The organism is Bacteroides thetaiotaomicron VPI-5482 (assembly GCF_000011065.1).
GTDB lineage: Bacteria > Bacteroidota > Bacteroidia > Bacteroidales > Bacteroidaceae > Bacteroides > Bacteroides thetaiotaomicron.
On sequence record NC_004663.1, the window covers coordinates 3,185,856 to 3,206,555 of the forward strand.

Below are 20,700 nucleotides of genomic sequence, written 5' to 3' on the forward strand. Positions count from 1 at the left end.
ATGATTCGGGCAGATACATTATATAGCCTCCACAGTGATTTGATAGCAGTTTTGCTCTCATGCTCTAACAGTTTATCTATATCCCTTTATTCATGAGGGTTACAGCAATGGGAGCAACTGTGGTAGCAGAGTGAGAGCAAACGTTTGCTCTCACTGAAAGTTTCATTCGCTTGAAACTAATGCTGGAACTACTCGAAGGGGATAAAGGCAGTAGGAATCTAAAGTACTTCTTCCAGTAGCACAAGTTCCCAACTACACCATACTATCGTAATTAGTTTTAGTCCGCCTTTCGCTCTAGCCTCCGTTACCAATTCATCCTGGCTGTAACGAAGTAACTGCTCCCGCGCCCCATCGGCAAGTGCCCTTATTTCTTTCTCCGAAGCGCCAGCCTTTGCATACTTCACTTCGAGCAGATAAGTTAATGGCGGCATTACAGGAACCGACGGACTAGGTTTGAAAAGGAAGTCGGCAAAACCTTTATTCAGTTCGTATTCCGGATACAGTTGATAATAACGGTACATACCTAAATAAGCCAACAAAAAGCCCTTAATATGTGCTTCGCCCTCTATATATTCGCGAATACGGCTTTGCTCACGGATAGCCTCTGCTATAAAATTAAACAACGGTTTCCAGTCTCCTCTGAAAGCCATGTTCTCAAATAACATCGTCATCCGGTTCATATCAATCTTAAAAATATCATGTTTGATATATCCTTGGATCAAAAAGCTAAAAAGCTGTTCTCTGACCACCAGATTCGGGACATGCAGAATGGGTCTTCCCACCATATCGACTCCTTTAATAGAAAGAAGTCCGAAATAGAATAACAAAGACTTGAAATTGCGTACATCCGTCATTTCCAATGCGGAAAAGTGTGTAGCAATGTCCGTAGTTATTTCTCCCTGCTCGGCTATTTCTTTAATAACAGAGAAGTTCTCCCCCAATCCGTGGTCAAGACGAATCAAGTAAGCTAATTTATTAAAGTCAGTACGAATGTTGGGGTCTACAATTTCATCAGGCTTTTCTCCATGCAATACAAAAGATTTCATAAAGTAAAGCACCATATCGGAGTTAAACATACAATCTGCTAATCTACTTCTACTAAAGCAGTAATTGTCATAGTTGGGTTTCATCATGACAATTGTCTCATCTACCGTTTGCATGAGCACTCCCTGTTCTTTATAATAAGTAAGCATTTCACGCAGTTCCGCTTCACTGAAACCTACTAAATCATTAAACCAAGGATCAGTCGTAATATTGGTTCCGATATTAAAGCCACTGGTGACGTCATCCATCGTGACAGGACTCACTCCTGTGATAAACATACGCTGAAGAGCGGACCCCGTACCGGTGGTAGCAGCCTTTATCACATTAAAGAATCCACGAACAAAGCCTTCACCATGAGTCGCCTTTTGATAATACTCTGTACCATAGGTCGAAAGAATCGTATTCGTAAAATTATCATATTCATCAATAAGGAGATAAATAGGTAGATTTCCTTTACGGGAAGCATAAGAATTGATAGCTGATAAAAAAGCACCCGGATCTTGCTGTATCTCTTCATCGAGAACATCCCAAATTTCTTTTCCCAAAAGATCTTCATATTTGAACACAAAATCCCTAAGCTTACTACAGCAATGCAATTTAAATGATCGCTCTACTTCATTGACATTAGAACTTACTTCCGAAAAGTTGAACCGCATAATGAGATAACAATTATGCTTCGGGGTTGGATGTTGACCTATATAAAGATGCCCGAATAGCTCATCAAAGTCATTAGCATATACTACATCGTAATAAGCCTCCAACATAGCCAAAGTCAAACTCTTTCCAAACCGACGAGGACGAATCAGGAAAAGATAAGCCGGTTGCATCTCGATTCTCTCGATGAACATGGTCTTATCTACATAGTAATAATTGTCCTTTTGAATTCGGGCAAAGTCCGTCAATCCATAGGGTATTTGTTTCATCATATCACGATTCCTTTCATTATATTTGTTCTTTATTTCTGCAAGCTCTGCTCTATATTTTGCAAACGACGTTCCAGTGCTGCGTACTTTTCATCCTTCTCTTTCAGCAGACGTTCGTAGAGTTCAGTGATTTTTTCGATAGGATTATAATTATTCACTCTATTATTTTCCTCCACATAGCCACCAATATTAGCAGAAGCCTGATCATTATTATTCACCGTATTATTTTCAAACACCACCGTCTGCGCATCCTCTTCCAAACTCTTCAGATACTCGAAAGGGACTCCCAATGCCCGTGAAAAGCGGTGTAACATTTCATCATCAATCACTCTCATCTGCTCATATTTAGATACTGCTGATTGTGATAAATGTACTAATTGGCTTAAAACCTCCTGATTCATATTCTTTTCTATACGAAAACGACGTATGTTATGTCCATGATGAACTCTCCCAACAGTTAATTCTTCTGCTTCCATGATTCTTTTTTCTTTTTAAAATCCAACAAATATACAAATGAAAAGTTTCGTTCGAAGCAAATATACGAAAAAAACGAATAGATGTGGTAATATGAATAAAAGGAATATTCCAACTTAGCAAATGGAATAAAAATCATATTACTTTCATTCTAAAGTTCAAAAAGAAATTAGAACTTTGCCAAGTATAAAATAAACACCAAACGAACAAATATGATAAAAGTATTGACCGAAACAGAATACAAGTTCTTAAAAGAATTCATTGCCCTGATAGAAAAATACAACTTACTTTTCACTACAGATGAAAAGGGAGAAATTGAAGTCACAGTTCATAGACAACAATTAGCAACAGAAACAAATCAGAATTCAGATTTACTACATACTCCCATACACTTAGGAGATTGTTTCGACGAAACAGAACTAAATTACATATTAGATCAAACTGATGAAAGAATAAAACAGATAGCAGAAGAATATCAGTCAAAAGAGATATTCACCCAACATCTAAGCAAAAACAATAAATCCTAATCTATATATAAATACCCCACCAGTCTTTTTTTATCCCCACGGCCTCTTTCTTTTTATAAGGAAGGGGTCGTCCCTTTTAAAATAAAGACATCAACTCCAAACTACGGAAAGCTTCATATCCGAATCAGTTATACGCTAAATTGTTAGTCCATATAAATCAAGTATCAGTATCATATGGGGCAAGCGTTGGTTTTGTAGTGTACTGAATAAGTTGACACTTCAAAAATCGAAAATAAAGATGAAATATTCGAAAAAGAAGTACAACTATTACAGTGATGATGAACGAATGTCTTATATTCGTGAGTATTTATCAAGTCCCGAGAGCAAATCTGAGTTTTGTAAGCGTCACGGCTTTTGTGCCAAGCTTCTTACTTATTGGCTTAACAAGTATCAAATAGAAGACAAAGATATGGGTAGATCCTCTAAACCAGTAAATAGCGATGCTATTGATTCTAGTATTTCTGAGCTCCAGAAAGAACTATCGCTATTGCGTGCTGAGAACCGTAAACTTCATCGGGCTCTTGCTGATGAGAGTTTACGTCACGAGGCGTGCGAAGAACTCATCAATCTTGCTGAATCCACGTATCATATCAAGGTACGAAAAAACTCCGATGCCAAGTAATCGACACCTTGTCACAGAGGTACTCATCCCGACGCAAACGTGGTTGTATAAAGTTCCTCTGTGATTACTTCGGCATAACCCGACAAGGTTATTACAAGCATGTGAACCGACATTTGGAGGTTGATATCCTTACCACAAGCATCGTGTTGTACTGCAAAGAACTGTTGGAACTCATGCCCAAAGCTGGTATGCGCGAGTTATACGCCTGCTGCGTGAGTAAGTTTGGACCAAAGATGGTTATCGGTCGTGATCGTTGTTATGACATTTTTCGCTCCAATGGTTTGTGTCAACGTACAAGTCGCAAGCGTCCTAAAACAACGAATTCGAACCATAATTACTATATCTACCCCGATCTGTTGAATGTTGCACCCAAATTTGTCGCTACAAGATTGGGCGCTATGGTAGTGGCGGATATAACCTACGTAAACACCGGTCAGGGCTGGGCTTACCTCTCGTTGCTTACCGATGCGTCAAGTCGTGCCATCGTGGGATATGCGCTTTACAAAACTCTTGAGACGGAGGGGCCCTTGAAAGCTTTGGAGATGGCAATATCATTCTATGAGAAGTATCACATAGACATGAGCACTCTTATTCATCATTCCGACCGGGGTGTCCAATATTGCTCAAATAAATATGTAGAGAGGCTTAAAGAGCATCAAATCAACATCAGTATGACGCAGTGTGGTGATCCTTTACATAATGCATTGGCTGAAAGAATGAACAACACCATTAAAAACGGTTGGCTATTCGACTGTGATGATGAGAGCTTCGAGCAAGTAAGCAAGCGCATTGAAGATGCTGTATATGTATATAATCATGTGCGGCCTCATCAAGGGATAAACATGAGGACACCTATGGAAGTGGTCAGCGAAACGGGAGGATTAACAGCATAATACCCGCTCGTCGGGACGGGTGGTCCCGCCCCTTGCCGCTAGGGCGATCCCCGACCGAAGAGTTTTTGGTTGTTGGCAACATTACATTTTCCTGAAGAAGGCTTGCGTAAATAAAGGAAGATGCATAAATTTGCAAGCACCAACAAAAGACAACTAACATAGGAATAAGAATAACAAAAGTAAACCTATTTAGATATTAAAGTATATTGAGTAAACTAATTCAGTTATAACAAACGAAGTTGTCAACTAAAACCAGTACACATCATTTCCTCGGAGGAAACGCCAGTTCCCTTTAAAAGGAACGGTCGTTTCCATTAAAAGGAACGCCCGTTCCCTCACCGGGAAACGACAGTTTCCATTACAAGAAATGACAGGAAACTATAAGTCATTGAGATCTAACCACATAGAGTTCTATCGGTAATGTTATAGAGTTTATGTTCATGTCCAAACTGTATAGCTCATTTCCGCACGGTTTTGAGCTAAATGATAGTCGGTTCTATCTTCAATTCTCCTCCTTCGGGAAGGAGGAGTACCCGTAGGGGGAGGTGGTAGGTGAATACATAATCCTGTCATTTACAAAGAAATAGGTATAAACATTATTTTTCCTACCACCTCGGTCTTCGACCACTCCTCCTTCCTGAAGCTACCCTTTATACACAAGTATATATTATTTTTTTTATCTTTGCTTGATGTTATTAGAGACAGATCAAATTCGTGATCCTCGGCTTTTGCGGCGTTTAAACTTAATTTGCTCTCAGATGGTTGTCCATCAAAGTGCTATAGTGAATCAATTTAGTAAGGAACATAAAGAAAAGATGGGTGCTTATAGATTTTTGAACAATTCCTCAGTCAGCTCTGATGCTATCTTATCAGGTCTGATACACACTTGCTGTAAGAATGCTTCCGGTCGTCAGCATTTACTGTGTATTCAAGATACCTCGGAGATAAACTATGAGGCTCATGTTGAGCGAATGAAGAAAAAAACAGCCAGTCCCGGCATTGTCGGTCAAAAGCAATGTGGTACTTTTTTGCATCCTGTCTTGGTAGTGGATGCCTCCAGTCATATTCCTATAGGCTTTTCTTCGGTTAAGCAGTGGAATCGCTCACCGGCTGCTTTAAGTCGTGAAGAACGTAATTACAGATATCAGCCTATAGAAGAAAAAGAGTCATATCGTTGGATAGAAAGTGGAATGGCTGCCAGTGAGCAAATGCCCCGGGATGCAGTTAAAACGATCATCGGTGACCGTGAAGCGGACATTTTCGAGCTTTTCAGCCGTATCCCTACTGATAATGTTCACTTGCTGATACGTTCTGTTCATGAAAGGAATTGCCGGTTGGATGATCCAGACTGTTCTGTCCATCTGAATACATTAATGGAGCAGGCTGTTCTACGGGCAGAGTATAGCTTTGAAGTGCTCCCGGGAAGCGGACGTAAGAAACGGGTAGCGTGCATGGAACTTCGCTTTGAAAGAGTCACCTTGTGCGCTCCTGTTAACGGTCCGGCAAAGGGCAGTCCCCCTGTTAGTCTTTATTGCATACATGTTAAAGAAAAATCTTCCAGTACACCGGTAAATGAGAGCCCTATTGAATGGAGACTGCTAACTACACATGTGGTGGAGACTGTAGAACAAGCAATTGAATGTATCGGTTGGTATCGTTGTAGATGGCTGATTGAAGAGTTGTTCAGAGTGCTCAAAAGAAAGGGATTCATGATTGAGGACGCACAGTTGGAAACAGTTTCGGCATTACAAAAACTAATCTTAATTTCCTTGCAGGCAGCCCTGCAGGTGATGGTACTCAAACTTTCTTTTGATAAAGAAGATGAAAAACTCTCTTCAGAAATCTACTTTACAAGCAAAGAAATAGCATTATTACATATAGTAGGAAAAAAGAGTGAGGGAAATACAAAAATACAGCAAAATCCATATAAAAAAGAATCAATGGCATGGGCAGCATGGATTATTGCAAGGTTAGGAGCATGGAGTGCATACAAGAGCCAGTCCATTCCAGGATATATTACCTTTAAGAATGGACTGGATAGATTTTATACACAGTTTGAACTGTATGAGTTAATCAGCTAAGACTTGTGTATAAAGGGTAGCTTCCTGAAGGAGGAGAATGGAGTTACTATTGTGTATTACTGTTTAGTTCATTCCTTTGCAGTTTTCAAGAATCTGATGATGGGAGAAAATAATAAACTGAAGAATATAACCATGACTATAATGCTTTTTCTATAACTCCCATAAAAACTTATTAAAGAAAAGAGGAGCGAAGCCCCCCTTGACTTCACTCCCCCACAATCTTTCTCCTCTACTTTTTGCCTAATACACGGAGAAAACAAGTTTGAATTAAAAAAAGTTACACCTAATATTTATAAACCTCTAGAAATTTCTACCAGTATCCCACCAAAGGCGAGTTCCACCGTTATCTTCACCTCCCAAAGCTTTCTTCAAAGCAGAATATTGAGTAGGATTGTTTTTTTGAATGTCTGACGGATATGGCAAGCGACGAATACGTATGTTGGTATCGATAGCTCCACCACTATTGTTCACAAAGACTTTGAACAACTGCGGATAACCTGTACGGCGTTGTTCTGTCCAAGCTTCATAGCCTTCAGGATAACAAGCAATCCACTTCTGTGTAAGGATTCTTTCCAGTTGCTCTTCCGGAGAAGCACCTCCATCCCACTTCGGAGTCACTTTAATCAGCGCTTTCACATCATATTTTGCTTCGAAGGCATCGACATAATCGGAAGGAGTAGCATCACTTGTGAGATAATCGCCTACATTCACTCCCCATTGCTGACAGGAAACCGTAATACCTTTCTCGTAGCAGTCTTTCACGTTTTCGGAAGTAAATCCACGCAAGGCAGCCTCAGCACGAAGGAACCATACTTCGGCAGCAGTCATCAAGATAGCATCGGTCTGTTTGGTTATCGTACTCTTGGAATGCAGACGGTAACGGTTTTCGTCTTTTACAGTAACTCCTGTTCCTTGGGGAACACCTTTATAAGTACCGGCAATCTTATTTCTTTCGGCAATAATCAAATTACCCTTTTCGTCTTTTATATCACCACCTTCCGCTTTCGAGTAATACTTAATCAGTCGCGGATCATTATATCCTACCAAAACAGACTCCATCGTAGCACCCATGAATACTTCTCCCCAGCCTTCATTGACTGTTCCCAGCGGATTCTTATAACCGCTTTCGGTAGAAACAGCAACTGTTTCATCCGCACTCTCCAACACGCCACCGGCAGTTGCATCCATCGCTTTGGCAACTTCTGCTCTCGCCAGATCAGGAGCACTCATCGATACACGGATTGCAAGCCGCAAGCGGAGAGAGTTTGCAAACTTCACCCACTGTGATAGTGTACGTTTGCCTGCCGGCATCAGAATATCGGCAGCAGCAAAAGGTTCGAGAGCGGCATTGTCTTTCTTATATTCGTTGATCAGTTTGACTCCTTCGTCCAAATCTTTGAAGAACTGACGGTAAGCGGCTTCCTGACTATCGACATTATCACCCTCTTCCTGTCCGAATTTAGTGTAGACAATAGGGCCATAAGTATCAGCTATACGGTGCATCAACTCGACTTTCAGGATTTTGGTCACTCCCAGCAAACCTTTCTGTTCCTGATTGATCTTCTCCGATTTCTGAGCGGCGGTCATTATATATCCATAAGTATATGTCCATGCCGAGCCTGTCCAGCCGTCATTCAAAGCATATACAGAGTTCTTGTCATTGAAACTGTTGTTCATATCGTGAAAATATCCGGCAAACATATCATGACCCAGATTCTGTATAGTCTGGAAAGTCCAGTCGGTACCTCTTCCCCAATCGTAATTAAAGTAAATACCCTGTTGCATGACTCCGAGGTTCAGCACATATTTCTGAAGATCATATTCCTGAAGTTCAGGCGTATATCCGGCTTTATTGGCATTATCTGATTCAAAACCATCCGTACATCCGGTAAATGTCATCAGTCCGGCTACTAACAGATTCGCTATATATAGATTTTTTTTCATAATTCGCTTGCTTTAAAGTTAGAATGTAAATTTAACGTTGAAACCAATGTTACGGGTTGTCGGCATACCGAATACATCAACTCCCTGATTAGTGTTACCTACAGACAAGATAGCATCCGGATCGAAAGGAGCATCTTTGTAGAAGAAGAACAGGTTACGTCCCACCAATGATACATCAATACCGGTGAATACCTTAGTCTTGGCCAGCAAAGTAGACGGGAACGAATAGCTCAGAGATAATTCGCGTAAACGAATATTGGTCGCACTGTACATATAACGCTCGGAGATACCGTTACGGTCACCTACTACTGAATAGAAACCTTCTACATTCTCAAATCTTGTTCCGTCAACTTCCACATAACCTCTGTCACGTGCTTCAGCCGTAGCCTTCGTTACCCCTCTGCCGTCCAATGTAGCTTGTGTCAGAGACATGACATCACCGCCTTTGCGCATATCGATCAGGAAATACAGAGAGAAACCCTTATAAGTGAAGGTATTAGCCCAACTCAACAGAAAGTCCGGATTACAATTTCCCAGATATGTTTTATTACCTGACTCTGAAATAGGTTTGCCTTCATCGGATACCTTAATCTTACCTTGTTCGTCACGTGCGAACGTATTTCCATAGATGTCTCCCAAAGAGCCGCCTTCTTTAATCTGCATCATATATGCCATAGAGAAACCCGGGTCACCATATACGAAGGAAGTATAATTCGGAGCCAGTTCGACTACCTTATTACGGTTTTGTGAATAATTGAAAGTCGTTTTCCAACGGAAATCTTCGGTCAGCACCGGAGTAGCTCCCAATGTGATTTCAAATCCTTTGTTGCGAATCTTACCTGCATTGATATAACGGTATGCATAATCTTCACCTGCACTGGTCGGAACTTTCAGCAACTGATTCTTAGTATCTGTCTTGTAGTAAGTAAAATCAAAATCAACACGGCTGTTGAACAGTCTCCATTCCAGACCAAATTCAATAGAGTTACTGATTTCCGGTTTCAGGTCACCTCTGTTATATACGTCTACTGCCTGCAACTTTCCTCCGGCCCCGATGATATCGGACAAATCGGTAATACCAATCGGTAAGTCGTTACCTACCTGCGCCCATGATCCGCGAATCTTTCCGAAAGAAATCCATTGCGGTAATTTAAAGCTTTCGTTGATCACCCAGGAGAGTCCTACAGAAGGATAGAAGAATCCTTTGTCCACACTATTGGTATGTGACAACGTGGACGACCAGTCATTACGTGCTGTCAAGTCGAGGAACAATGCGTCTTTCCATCCTACCTGTGCTGTTGCGAATACGGATTGAATTGTACGTCTGCGGTCAATCACCTGCTCGGCAGAAGCACTGGTGTTCATTACAATATTGGGAACAGTGAATAAGTTGGGTTTGTACAAAGAAGCTGTCTTGGAATCCAATGTCAATGAATTCTCGGTCTGCACATTAATACTACCACCCAAAGCGGCATTCACGGAGAAATCACCGAAATGCTTGTTGAACATAGCCATCACGTCACCATAAATCAGGAAGTTCTGTGTGTCGGCATATACATAGCGGCCGTTATTTCCTACAATGGCAGGAGAAGTGCTCGCATACATTTTCTGGTCAAACTTATCGCTGACGTAATCCACATTTCCACGAGCTTGCAGGTTGAGCCAGTCGGTTGCTTTCAGATTAGCAGTCAGGGAGGCCAATGCACGGTAGCGCTTATTGTTGTTCAAGATACGGTTCTTTACCCAATATGGGTTTTGTGTCCATTCGCTCGGAGTGGTAAACCAGCTCTGTACGGGCATATTACGATTCTCGTCGAACTTTTCGAAATTAGTGGCATATTCGCTCAGGTCCTGTCCGCGCGGGAAACCATAAACGTCCACCAACGGATTGAGATAGATACCTCCGGAAGTAGGAGAGTTTTTAATAGTCTGCACCATCAGGTTAGCATTGGCGTCCAGTTTCAGACGGTCATTGAAAAGAGAAGCACTCTCACGCAAAGTCAGATTGTGCTTACGCAATTTGTTGGAGTCGACAATACCTTTGGCGGTCGTGTTGGCATAAGAGAAGTAAGTCTGCAGTTTCTCATTACCGGTCATCACAGAAACCGAGTTGATAGCGGTCACTCCATTGTTGAACCAGTTTCCGGCATTATCATAGTCCTTCACATTTTCCTTTTCTCCCCAGCTTGAACCGGCTTTCGCTCCATAACTATTTTGAAATTCCGGCAAACTGATCGCATGATCAACTGTCAGACCGGATGAGTAAGTAATTCTCTGGATTCCTGCTTTACCTTTCTTAGTCGTAATAAGAATCACACCGTTGGCTGCCTGCGAACCGTACAATGCAGCAGCAGAGGCACCTTTCAGAATACTCATACTTTCAATATCATCCGGATTCAGATTGGAGATACCGTCACCTGCATCACGGTTGACACCGTCATTCTTACCACCCATAACAGTAGATACGGATTCTGTGGTGCTATTGAGCATAGGCACACCGTCAATCACATACAACGGCTGGTTATTTCCGTCTTCGTTGGCCGAACGGATACCACGGATAGATACTTTGGCCGAACCTCCCAGACCGGAAGCACTCTTGCTGATCTGCACACCTGCCGATTTTCCGGCAAGGGCGGCAATCATGTTGGGGTCTTTGGCACGGGTCAGTTCGTCGCCTCCGAGCTGTTGGGTAGAATAAGTCAGCGAGGCGGCTTTTTTCTTGATACCCATAGCAGTTACCACTACCTGCTCCAGTGCCATCGACTCTTCTTCCATCTTGATCTTGAAAGTGGTTTGTCCGCTGACAGAGAGGCTCTGCGGTTGGTAACCTACATAGGTGATATTAATGATAGCGTCGCTTGGCACTTTCAAAGTAAAGTTACCGTCCAAATCGGTGATTGTACCATTCGTCGTACCTTTTTCCACGACACTGGCGCCAATGATAGGCTCGCCTCTCATGTCGGTCACGACACCTTTCACCGTAATTTGTTTCTGTTGCTGTGTGGATGCATGTTCCGTTATGTTCTTGGTCAGCACGATATTATTGCCTTCCACCACATAATGGATACCTGTTCCTTCAAAAGCCTTATCGAGTATTTCGGATACCGGCTGATTGGTAGCATCTACATTAACTACCCGCTTGGTATCGACACTTTTTTTATTGTAGACAAACAAATAGTCGGTCTGAGACTCAATCTGGGTAAGCAATTCGCTTACTTTCAGAGTCGAACGCGGAATGCTTATTTTAGCACTCTGAGAGTATCCATTCTCACAATAAGCCTGGAATGTTACGAACAGAAGAAGGAATAATGTGATCTTCATAGTCAGTATTATTTGCTTAGATTCTAAACTTTTTGGGCAAAAAAGCCCTTTCAAAGAAATTTTTCTCATATCTTTGCAACGTGTTAAGTTAATAAATTGATTAAGGTCGATTTTTGACTGTTTCGAATCGGGAAGTATGGGGGTACTTTCCGATTCTTTTTCGGTAAGGGGTATACTTATTGACTGTTATTCATAATCATTATGCTTTTAAAGGGTTAGTACTAATTTAAGGTGTATATCATTGAGCTCAGTTATTCATCTTAATTTTTATTCTGGCTTTATTCTATCCGGATGCTGTCTCCTTCTTCACTGATCGAATAAGTAAACGGGTGATCTTTCTGGATAACCTTGAGAATGTGTTCAACGCCGTCCTGTTCCTTGAACTTGCCCGTACAGCGATAATTCAGCACTTTCGGATTCTCTACGGTGATCTTCACATTATAATATTTCTCCAGCTTGGTGAGGATGCAACTGAAAGGAGAATCGTCGAAGCAATACAGACCTTCCCGCCAGCGCAGATAATCATAAGAAGGCAGAACGGCTTTTTTATATTTCCCCTGATAGGAACCGAAGAATTCATTCTTAGTCAGGCGGGTCAGCGGACGTTCATTGTCATAAGCGTAAATATCAACGATGCCCTCTACCAAGGTAGTCTCAAATTCATTGCTTCCTTTATAAGCGCAGACGTTGAAATGAGTGCCTACCACTCTGACCTGATTGGTCTCCGTATTTACGTAGAAAGGTATCTCCTTATTCTTCGCTACTTCGAAATAAGCCTCTCCGTCCAGTTCCACATCTCTGTCGCGGCGCCCGAAGTCAGATCTGTAGCTCAGCGTCGATTCAGAATTCAGCCAGACTTTGGTTCCGTCCGCCAGCGTAATCTGTGCCCGTTGACCGGCAGGAACAGTGACCGTCTGCAACTGTGCCAATTTATCATACTGATATTCATTAATCAGAAATCCACAACTGACAGCTACAATTACAGCAGCAGCTATACGGGCACTCCACCTTAACATGGGAATGATGCGAGCGCCCGCGCCTGCTTTCTCTCTCATTTTTCTCTTAGAGTCAGTAAAAAGGGCGATGTCAAACAGCATACGTTCTTTCTGCAATGTCTTCCGGTTTTCTTCCGATTCGTCCACCCAGTTAAGAATGCGTTTTTCTTCGTCGACAGAAGTCTCGCCCTTAAAATATTTATGTAGTAAATCCTGGTTCATAGATATTGGCTTTTCCTATTTATATTTATAGAAAGGCTTTTTCTCTCCCTTCTATATATAAAACAGGTCAGCCTTGAACAACCCTAACGAAAAATGCGATTATTTTTAAAAAAGAATAGAAACCAGGTAATCTTTCAGTTCGGTACGCAGAATTTTCAATGCTTTGGTGATGTGGAACTCCACACTTTTGACGGAAATGCCGAGTTGTTCCGCTATCTTTTTGTTCGGAGTATTTTGATAACGGCTCAATATAAAAATCTGCCGGCTTTGGTTCGGCATACGTTTCAATGCTTTCTGTACGATATGCTGTATTTCCGAATCAAAGATCGCATCCGGTTCGCAGGCTTCCAGTGTAGAGATTCTCAGGTCCAGTTCCCGCTGGCTATGGCTATTTATCTCTTCTTCGGCCCGAAGACGCACCTGCAGATGTGCCAGATAGTTGAGCGCTTTGTTTTTGATGATAGTCAGCAGCAGACCGTGCAGATTGGAATCTTCTTCCCACTTATCCCTGTTTTCCCACAGAGTAATCATTGACTCCATCAATATATCTTCCGCCTCCTGCCTGTCTCTTATATAAGAATAGGCAAACGACAAAAACTTCTCTTGATTCTCATGAAAGAATTCAGAAAAAAGTTGAATAGAAGATATGTTGTTCGTTTGGTGCATCACGCATAAGATTTACAGGCTATTTTCATTAGTTCGTACAAAAGAACACATATTTTCGCAGAAAAGCAAAATAATAGACAAAAAAAATAGCCCGAATACTGAGTAATCGGGCTATCACATTATCTAAAAGCTATCTGCTTTTTTACTTCTTTTCCGGTCTTGGCATCAATACTTTTCTTGAAAGTTTGAATTTTCCTGTCTTCGGATCGATGTCGATCAGTTTCACTTCGATCTCATCACCTTCCTTGATTCCGGCTTCTTCCACTGTTTCCAGACGTTTCCAGTCGATCTCGGAAATGTGCAGCAAACCGTCTTTACCCGGCAGGAATTCAATGAATGCACCGTAAGGCATGATAGAGCGAACTTTACCTTTATATACTTCGCCTACTTCAGGAACAGCAACGATTGCTTTGATCATGCGCATTGCATCATCAATACATTTCTTGTTGGTTCCGGAAACTTCGATGCGTCCCATACCGTCTGTTTCTTCGATAGTGATAACAGCACCGGTCTCTTCCTGCATACCTTGAATGATTTTTCCACCAGGGCCGATTACAGCTCCGATAAATTCTTTAGGAATAGTCATTGTTTCAATGCGAGGAGCATGGTCTTTCAGGTCAGCACGCGGTTCAGCGATTGTCTCGGTGATCTTGTCGAGGATGTGCATACGTCCTTCTTTAGCCTGGTTCAAAGCACGTTCCAGAATTTCGTAAGACAGACCGTCTACCTTGATATCCATCTGAGTAGCAGTGATACCGTCTCTTGTTCCGGTTACCTTGAAGTCCATATCTCCGAGGTGGTCTTCGTCACCGAGGATGTCAGACAATACAGCATATTTTTCTTCGCCCGGATTCTTGATCAGTCCCATAGCAATACCCGATACCGGCTTCTTGATCTTCACACCGGCATCCATCAATGCCAATGTTCCAGCACATACGGTAGCCATAGAAGAAGAACCGTTAGATTCGAGGATTTCCGAAACAACACGTACTACGTATGGATAGTCAGCAGGAATCTGTCCTTTCAAGGCACGCCAAGCCAAGTGACCGTGACCGATTTCACGACGGCCTACACCACGTTGAGCTTTTGCTTCGCCTGTAGAGAAAGGAGGGAAGTTATAGTGCAGCAGGAAACGTTCTTTTCCGTGTTCCAATACATTGTCGATAATCTTTTCGTCGAGCTTCGTACCCAAAGTGACAGAAGTCAGAGACTGAGTTTCACCACGAGTGAAAATAGCAGATCCGTGAGGACCGGGCAGAGGACCAACCTCACACCAGATCGGGCGGATTTCAGTAGTCTTACGACCATCCAGGCGCTTGCCTTCGTCAAGAATTGAACGACGCATCGCTTCTTTTTCTACATCATGATAGTAACGGTCGATCAGCGGAGCTTTTTCTTCAAGTTCTTCTTCAGAGAACTGAGCCTTGAACTCTTCGCGGATAGCATCAAAAGCATCGAAACGTTCGTGCTTGTTGTTATTTCCGGAAGCAGCTACTGCATAAGCCTTGTCATAACAAGCCTCACGAACTGCCTTACGCAATTCTTCATCGTTTACTTCATGGTTATATTCACGTTTCACTGTCTTGCCTACTTCTTCAGTCAGCTCCATCTGAGCCTTGCAATGCACTTTGATAGCTTCGTGAGCTACCTTCATTGCTTCCAGCAGTTCAGCTTCAGATACTTCGTGCATTTCGCCTTCTACCATCATGATGTTATCATAAGTAGCGGCAACCATCAGGTCCATATCAGCTTTTTCCAGTTGGTCAAAAGTAGGATTGATTACAAACTGACCGTCGATACGTGCTACACGTACTTCCGAGATCGGTCCGTTGAAAGGAATATCTGAAACAGCGAGTGCTGCAGAAGCTGCCAATCCGGCCAGTGCATCCGGCATATCTACACCGTCAGCAGAGAAAAGGATGATATTTACATATACTTCTGCGTGATAATTATCAGGGAATAGTGGGCGGAGAGCGCGGTCAACGAGACGACAAGTCAAAATCTCATAATCGGAAGCTCTACCTTCTCTCTTGGTGAAGCCACCAGGAAAACGGCCGAATGCCGCAAATTTTTCTTTATACTCTACCTGCAAAGGCATGAAATCTGTTCCGGGAACTGCATCTTTAGCGGCACAAACAGTAGCTAATAACATGGTGTTTCCCATGCGTAGCATTACAGAACCGTCTGCCTGTTTTGCCAACTTTCCCGTCTCGAGTGTGATGGTTCTTCCATCAGGTAACTCGATCGTCTTAACAATTGGGTTAATCATAAAAATTGTTTTATCTATACTTTTCTTTCAAAATTCCTGCAAAGATATACATTTCTCGTTGTAATCAGGTGGAAATGAGCTAAAAAGTTAGACGCTATATGTTTTTTTTGCAAAATAGAGGTGAAGAAGCAGGCAAAAAGCTTTGAGTAATCTTGAAAAGACGTATATTTGCAACTCTTAAAAAACACACGAGATATGAAAAAGATAACTTTTGTAGCGCTTGCCGCACTTACCATTACAGCTTGTAGTTCCGGTCCTGAGTTTGAAGTGAACGGAGACATATCAGGGGCCGACGGGAAAATGCTTTATCTCGAAGCTTCCGGTCTGGAAGGTATTGTTCCGCTTGATTCGGTTAAATTGAAAGGAGAAGGTACATTCAAGTTTAAACAACCCCGCCCCGAATCACCCGAGTTTTATCGCTTGCGGGTAGACAACAAAGTCATCAACTTTTCTGTGGATTCTATCGAAACGCTACAGATCAACGCTCCATACGTTGATTTCTCTACCGCCTACACGGTAGAAGGATCTGAAAACAGCAGTAAGATAAAGGAACTGACGCTGAAACAAATCAATCTTCAAAAGAATGTGGACGAGCAACTGAATGCGCTGCGTGCCAACAAACTGGGACACGATACGTTTGAAGAGAACCTCGCAACACTGCTGAAGAACTATAAGGAGGACGTCAAAGTGAATTATATATTCGCAGCTCCCAACACGGCAGCCGCTTACTTCGCCCTGTTCCAAAAGCTGAATGACTATCTGATCTTCGATCCGCTGAACAACAAGGACGATGTAAAATGTTTTGCAGCTGTCGCTACCAGCCTCAACAATACATATCCGGATGCTGTACGTTCAAAAAATCTATATAATATCGTAATCAAAGGGATGAAAAATACCCGTCAGCCACAGAGCAAGTCTCTGGAAATTCCACAGGACAAGATCATCGAGACCGGTATTATCGACATCGCCCTGCGTGACGTGAAAGGAAATACCCGCAAACTGACCGACCTGAAAGGGAAAGTAGTGCTGCTGGATTTCTCCGTATTCCAGTCACCGGCAGGAGCGCCTCACAATATGATGCTTCGCGAACTATATAATAAATACGCAAAGGATGGGCTGGAAATCTATCAGGTATCTCTCGACGCAGACGAGCACTACTGGAAAACCGCAGCAGGCAACCTGCCCTGGGTTTGCGTACGTGACGGCAACGGTGTCTACTCGACCAACGTAGCTGTATATAATGTTCGCCAGGTTCCATCCATCTTCCTGATCAACCGGAACAACGAACTGAAGCTCCGCGGCGAAGACATCAAAGACCTCGAAGCATCCGTCAAGTCATTACTCTAAGTTGTTATAATTTAGCATATTTCATTTAAATATGTTACATAGCATCATTTTTCACTTGACAGATATCACTTAAAAGTCTATCTTTGCAGAGAAATAATTGAAGAGAGGGTTCCAACATGTGCCATGTTGGAATTCTTTTTTGTTTATATGACCATTTTAAATAAAAGGAGGAAAAACATCATGGCTTATATGTCAGAAGAAGGTTACAAAAAGTTAATGGCAGAATTAAAGGAACTGGAAACAGTGGAACGCCCCAAAATCTCTGCGGCTATAGCCGAAGCAAGGGATAAAGGCGACTTGTCGGAAAATGCAGAATATGATGCAGCCAAAGAAGCACAGGGGATGCTTGAAATGCGCATCAACAAATTGAAAACGGTCATTGCAGATGCCAAGATCATCGACGAGTCCAAACTAAAGACAGACTCTGTACAGATTCTGAACAAAGTGGAGCTGAAGAACGTCAAAAATGGCATGAAGATGACTTATACCATCGTTTCCGAAAGCGAAGCTAACCTGAAAGAAGGCAAGATTTCCGTAAACACCCCGATTGCACAAGGTCTGCTTGGCAAGAAAGTAGGTGATATTGCAGAAATTACCGTACCGCAGGGTAAAATTGCATTAGAAGTAGTAAACATATCAATTTAACAGAAAGGCAGGTCTCCGTGTGAGGCTTGCCTTCTTTTATCTATCAAAGATTATGGCAACAATATTCAGTAGAATCATCGCAGGCGAAATTCCTTGCTACAAGATAGCGGAAAACGATCGTTTTTTTGCTTTTCTTGATATCAATCCATTGGTAAAGGGACATACGCTGGTAGTCCCCAAACAGGAAGTAGACTACATCTTCGATTTAAGTGACGAAGACCTCGCAGCAATGCACGTATTCGCAAAGAAGATAGCCCGTGCCATCGAAAAAGCCTTCCCTTGTAAAAAGGTAGGCGAAGCGGTTATCGGCCTGGAAGTACCGCATGCCCATATCCACTTAATTCCTATTCAGAAGGAATCGGATATGTTGTTCTCCAATCCGAAACTGAAATTATCGGATGAAGAATTTAAATCCATTGCGCAAGCAATCAGCTCCTCTCTATAAAACATGATGACGACATAAGCGAGCGGGCACCCTGAGAAGGGCGCCCGCTTTTTTTCATATCATACATTATATATGATTATTTCTTCAAGGGGTCCGGCGACTTGTCTTTGCTTTCGGCTACCTCAACCAGATAAACGCCGATACAAATAAAAATGATGGCACACGTCTGCGTCCAGCTAAAACGGTCCTGTCCGAGAGCCAGAGAAGCAATGGTCGCAACAATCAGAATCAGATAACCGTAGATCGCGACGACTGTTGTTTTCAGATACTTCAGACCGACCGGAAGCAACATATAGCTGATCGTTGTCGGAAATATGAGTACAAACATCAATATCAGGAAAGGTGTCCAATGGAACGGCATAGAGAACACCGGCGCATCGAATCCTGTAATAAATGTCACAATAATAGCAGAAACCGCCGCACCGGAGAATGTATATCTCAACATAGTCATCGCCCCGATAGATGAAAGGATACGCTGACTCAGAATCAGATAGACAGCATAAACGATGGAACTGATCAGGCAAAGCATATTCCCCACGAAAGCATCGGAGGCCAAATCATCGCTCTGTTGGGTCAGGATGCAGACCAGTGCACCGACCAGTCCGATTGAGATTCCAAGAATTTTCTTCCATGTCGCCTTCTCCTTATAAAAGAAAATCATAATCAGAAACACCCAGATAGGCTGCAGACTGGTAAATATGGAACTGGATACAGGAGTCGTTTTACTCAATCCCGCCAGATAAAGAAACATAAAGCCGTACAGTCCGAATGCCCCTAACAGGAAAAGCAGCCATTTGTCTTTGGCGGATGACTTTTCCGGCGGCATGAACCATCCGATCACCCAAAATGCAGCGGCGGCAAAGGTGCAACGAAGTGTCGCACCTGTCAACGGGCTCATCCATAGGGGAAGCAGATACTTCAGGGCATTCATATTCAAACCGCTGAATATTTTTGATACAGCCATACTCAGATTGGCTTCCAGTTTCTTATTCTTCATCTTTTTTTATTTCAGTTGATCGTTAAACAAAAAGGTATCGCGGCGCAGGTAAGCCCAAAAGAATGTGACAATAGTTATCAACAAGTTGAAGACAAAAGGAAACTCTTGCGACTGGGTATGAAACAGATTTTGGAGAAAATCTATAATAAAAGGATAAAGCAAGATGGCGAGATAATTCATCATCATTACAAAAGCCAATGCCATTGTCGCCTTTTGAGGCAGTGCCGTATGTGTCGTTTTATCATACAGCATAGGCTGAATAATGCCATATCCCAAACCGACCAGGATACATCCCGGAATAATCAGCCATTCGATCGGGGCAATCCAGATCAGCGCCAGCCCCACAGCCATAGACAGGAGGCTGTATGCTTTGGTACGCTCTTTCAGTTCATCCACTATCTTGTCCAGACAGAAACCCGGAGCCATAATCGCTAAAAAGAAAAGCGAGATCATCAGTCCCGAATTGCCACTGGAGAAATGGTGTTTCTCCATCAGGAAAGAAAGGTTGAATATGACTGCCAGCACAATAAAAGTCGTCACTCCGTAGAAAAGCATGATCTGAAGCAGATGCCTGATATGGATTCCATATTTACTTCCTCCGGTATCTGCGGCAGCCGTTTGTCCGGATGGCGCGGTACTTTGAGAAGAAGGTTCGACGGCGGCGTCAGACCGGCTCTCTTTTAAGTGACCGACCAGCAGAATAGAAATCAAAGGGAGCAGATAGACCAAAAACGGCAAATGCCAGCTGACTTCCGCCAGATATCCGGTCACGGCAGTAGCTATCACCAATGTAAAATTGGTAATGGCAGAACTCAATCCGAATTGTTTCACCCGGTAAGTACCCACAAAGTATTTTGAGATTAATCCCGTGGACAGCGGAATAATCAGTCCGGAGCCGATGCCCAGCAGGGCACTCACGACGATTAATTGCCACATTTTGTTGGAGATCAGATACAAGATACCGCTTGCTGCAAAGAGCCAGAGTCCGATTTTCAGGATACGGACAAAATCAACCTTTTCCGTGAGCTTACCACCCAAAAGGATAAAAGGGATAATCAGCAACGATGGCAGCGAAGTCAACATCTGAATATCCAGGTCGGTCGCTTTCGGAAAGATTTTGGTAAGGTCGCCCAATATAGGCGAAACAGCCAGCCCCGGCAAAGAGGTCAATGCCGAGATAGACCAAATAGCTATTAAAGTGATAAGAGGTATTGTTCCCCTTCCAGTTTGTATTTTCATATACCGGTTCGTTAAAAGTTTAGGTCTGATGAAAACAATGATTACC

At 42.6% G+C, this 20,700-nt stretch carries 16 protein-coding genes; 7 read left to right on the top strand and 9 right to left on the bottom strand.

The window, feature by feature from the left end; translation table 11 throughout:
• Positions 1–218: 218 nt before the first annotated feature.
• Together BT_RS12910 and BT_RS12915 are read right to left on the bottom strand one after the other, a co-directional pair.
• Positions 219–1,970 carry an ATP-binding protein gene (locus BT_RS12910; RefSeq protein ID WP_008765190.1) on the bottom strand — a complete coding sequence of 584 codons (1,752 nt, stop codon included), beginning with the start codon at positions 1,968–1,970 and terminating at the stop codon, positions 219–221.
• Between the two features lie 29 nt (positions 1,971–1,999).
• Positions 2,000–2,443, bottom strand: coding sequence for a helix-turn-helix domain-containing protein (locus BT_RS12915; protein ID WP_008765191.1), 444 nt, complete (start codon positions 2,441–2,443; stop codon positions 2,000–2,002).
• 210 nt (positions 2,444–2,653) lie between these two features.
• On the opposite strand from BT_RS12915, the gene BT_RS12920 reads away from it, so the two are divergent.
• The 4 genes from BT_RS12920 to BT_RS12935 all read left to right on the top strand — a co-directional run bounded on the left by BT_RS12920 (position 2,654) and on the right by BT_RS12935 (position 6,564).
• Positions 2,654–2,968 (top strand): hypothetical protein, encoded by a 315-nt coding sequence (locus tag BT_RS12920; protein WP_011108352.1) that lies wholly within the window; start codon positions 2,654–2,656, stop codon positions 2,966–2,968.
• Between the two features lie 238 nt (positions 2,969–3,206).
• Entirely contained in the window at positions 3,207–3,590 is a 384-nt protein-coding gene (locus BT_RS12925; protein ID WP_008763908.1) for a transposase, read from the top strand.
• An 8-nt stretch (positions 3,591–3,598) separates the two neighbouring features.
• Positions 3,599–4,483 carry an IS3 family transposase gene (locus tag BT_RS12930; RefSeq protein WP_008764101.1) on the top strand — a complete coding sequence of 295 codons (885 nt, stop codon included), beginning with the start codon at positions 3,599–3,601 and terminating at the stop codon, positions 4,481–4,483.
• Between the two features lie 758 nt (positions 4,484–5,241).
• Positions 5,242–6,564 (top strand): IS4-like element ISBthe3 family transposase, encoded by a 1,323-nt coding sequence (locus BT_RS12935; protein WP_008766443.1) that lies wholly within the window; start codon positions 5,242–5,244, stop codon positions 6,562–6,564.
• Between the two features lie 300 nt (positions 6,565–6,864).
• Here the strand turns inward: BT_RS12935 and BT_RS12940 are convergent, their stop codons facing one another.
• The 5 genes from BT_RS12940 to pnp all read right to left on the bottom strand — a co-directional run bounded on the left by BT_RS12940 (position 6,865) and on the right by pnp (position 15,981).
• Positions 6,865–8,508, bottom strand: a complete 1,644-nt coding sequence (locus BT_RS12940; RefSeq protein WP_011108353.1) for a SusD/RagB family nutrient-binding outer membrane lipoprotein — start codon at positions 8,506–8,508, stop codon at positions 6,865–6,867.
• An 18-nt stretch (positions 8,509–8,526) separates the two neighbouring features.
• Entirely contained in the window at positions 8,527–11,898 is a 3,372-nt protein-coding gene (locus tag BT_RS12945; RefSeq protein WP_062695755.1) for a TonB-dependent receptor, read from the bottom strand.
• 209 nt (positions 11,899–12,107) lie between these two features.
• The gene (locus BT_RS12950) at positions 12,108–13,046 is read right to left on the bottom strand and encodes a FecR family protein (protein ID WP_008765195.1); all 939 of its coding nucleotides are present in this window, start codon (positions 13,044–13,046) and stop codon (positions 12,108–12,110) included.
• A gap of 105 nt (positions 13,047–13,151) precedes the next feature.
• On the bottom strand, positions 13,152–13,712 hold the full coding sequence (locus BT_RS12955) for an RNA polymerase sigma-70 factor (protein WP_016269926.1): 561 nt from the start codon (positions 13,710–13,712) through the stop codon (positions 13,152–13,154).
• Between the two features lie 142 nt (positions 13,713–13,854).
• Positions 13,855–15,981: a polyribonucleotide nucleotidyltransferase gene (gene pnp / locus BT_RS12960; protein ID WP_008765197.1), complete on the bottom strand. Its 2,127-nt coding sequence runs from the start codon at positions 15,979–15,981 to the stop codon at positions 13,855–13,857.
• 195 nt (positions 15,982–16,176) lie between these two features.
• On the opposite strand from pnp, the gene BT_RS12965 reads away from it, so the two are divergent.
• The 3 genes from BT_RS12965 (at position 16,177) to BT_RS12975 (ending at position 18,418) form a co-directional block, all read left to right on the top strand.
• Positions 16,177–17,328, top strand: coding sequence for a TlpA disulfide reductase family protein (locus tag BT_RS12965; RefSeq protein ID WP_008763566.1), 1,152 nt, complete (start codon positions 16,177–16,179; stop codon positions 17,326–17,328).
• 180 nt (positions 17,329–17,508) lie between these two features.
• Positions 17,509–17,973 (top strand): transcription elongation factor GreA, encoded by a 465-nt coding sequence (gene greA / locus BT_RS12970; protein ID WP_008765198.1) that lies wholly within the window; start codon positions 17,509–17,511, stop codon positions 17,971–17,973.
• 52 nt (positions 17,974–18,025) lie between these two features.
• The gene (locus BT_RS12975; protein WP_008763564.1) at positions 18,026–18,418 is read left to right on the top strand and encodes an HIT family protein; all 393 of its coding nucleotides are present in this window, start codon (positions 18,026–18,028) and stop codon (positions 18,416–18,418) included.
• Between the two features lie 76 nt (positions 18,419–18,494).
• Here the strand turns inward: BT_RS12975 and BT_RS12980 are convergent, their stop codons facing one another.
• Positions 18,495–19,415 (bottom strand): DMT family transporter, encoded by a 921-nt coding sequence (locus BT_RS12980; RefSeq protein ID WP_008765200.1) that lies wholly within the window; start codon positions 19,413–19,415, stop codon positions 18,495–18,497.
• A gap of 6 nt (positions 19,416–19,421) precedes the next feature.
• Positions 19,422–20,654: an MFS transporter gene (locus BT_RS12985; RefSeq protein ID WP_011108356.1), complete on the bottom strand. Its 1,233-nt coding sequence runs from the start codon at positions 20,652–20,654 to the stop codon at positions 19,422–19,424.
• Between the last annotated feature and the right edge of the window lie 46 nt (positions 20,655–20,700).

Bases quoted from the DNA above. Each gene is read 5' to 3' on its own strand.
- BT_RS12910 (WP_008765190.1), bottom strand. From the start codon at position 1,970: ATGATGAAACAAATACCCTATGGATTGACGGACTTTGCCCGAATTCAA.
- BT_RS12915 (WP_008765191.1), bottom strand. From the start codon at position 2,443: ATGGAAGCAGAAGAATTAACTGTTGGGAGAGTTCATCATGGACATAAC.
- BT_RS12920 (WP_011108352.1), top strand. From the start codon at position 2,654: ATGATAAAAGTATTGACCGAAACAGAATACAAGTTCTTAAAAGAATTC.
- BT_RS12925 (WP_008763908.1), top strand. From the start codon at position 3,207: ATGAAATATTCGAAAAAGAAGTACAACTATTACAGTGATGATGAACGA.
- BT_RS12935 (WP_008766443.1), top strand. From the start codon at position 5,242: ATGGTTGTCCATCAAAGTGCTATAGTGAATCAATTTAGTAAGGAACAT.
- BT_RS12940 (WP_011108353.1), bottom strand. From the start codon at position 8,508: ATGAAAAAAAATCTATATATAGCGAATCTGTTAGTAGCCGGACTGATG.
- BT_RS12945 (WP_062695755.1), bottom strand. From the start codon at position 11,898: ATGAGAAAAATTTCTTTGAAAGGGCTTTTTTGCCCAAAAAGTTTAGAA.
- BT_RS12950 (WP_008765195.1), bottom strand. From the start codon at position 13,046: ATGAACCAGGATTTACTACATAAATATTTTAAGGGCGAGACTTCTGTC.
- BT_RS12955 (WP_016269926.1), bottom strand. From the start codon at position 13,712: ATGCACCAAACGAACAACATATCTTCTATTCAACTTTTTTCTGAATTC.
- pnp (WP_008765197.1), bottom strand. From the start codon at position 15,981: ATGATTAACCCAATTGTTAAGACGATCGAGTTACCTGATGGAAGAACC.
- BT_RS12965 (WP_008763566.1), top strand. From the start codon at position 16,177: ATGAAAAAGATAACTTTTGTAGCGCTTGCCGCACTTACCATTACAGCT.
- greA (WP_008765198.1), top strand. From the start codon at position 17,509: ATGGCTTATATGTCAGAAGAAGGTTACAAAAAGTTAATGGCAGAATTA.
- BT_RS12975 (WP_008763564.1), top strand. From the start codon at position 18,026: ATGGCAACAATATTCAGTAGAATCATCGCAGGCGAAATTCCTTGCTAC.
- BT_RS12980 (WP_008765200.1), bottom strand. From the start codon at position 19,415: ATGAAGAATAAGAAACTGGAAGCCAATCTGAGTATGGCTGTATCAAAA.
- BT_RS12985 (WP_011108356.1), bottom strand. From the start codon at position 20,654: ATGAAAATACAAACTGGAAGGGGAACAATACCTCTTATCACTTTAATA.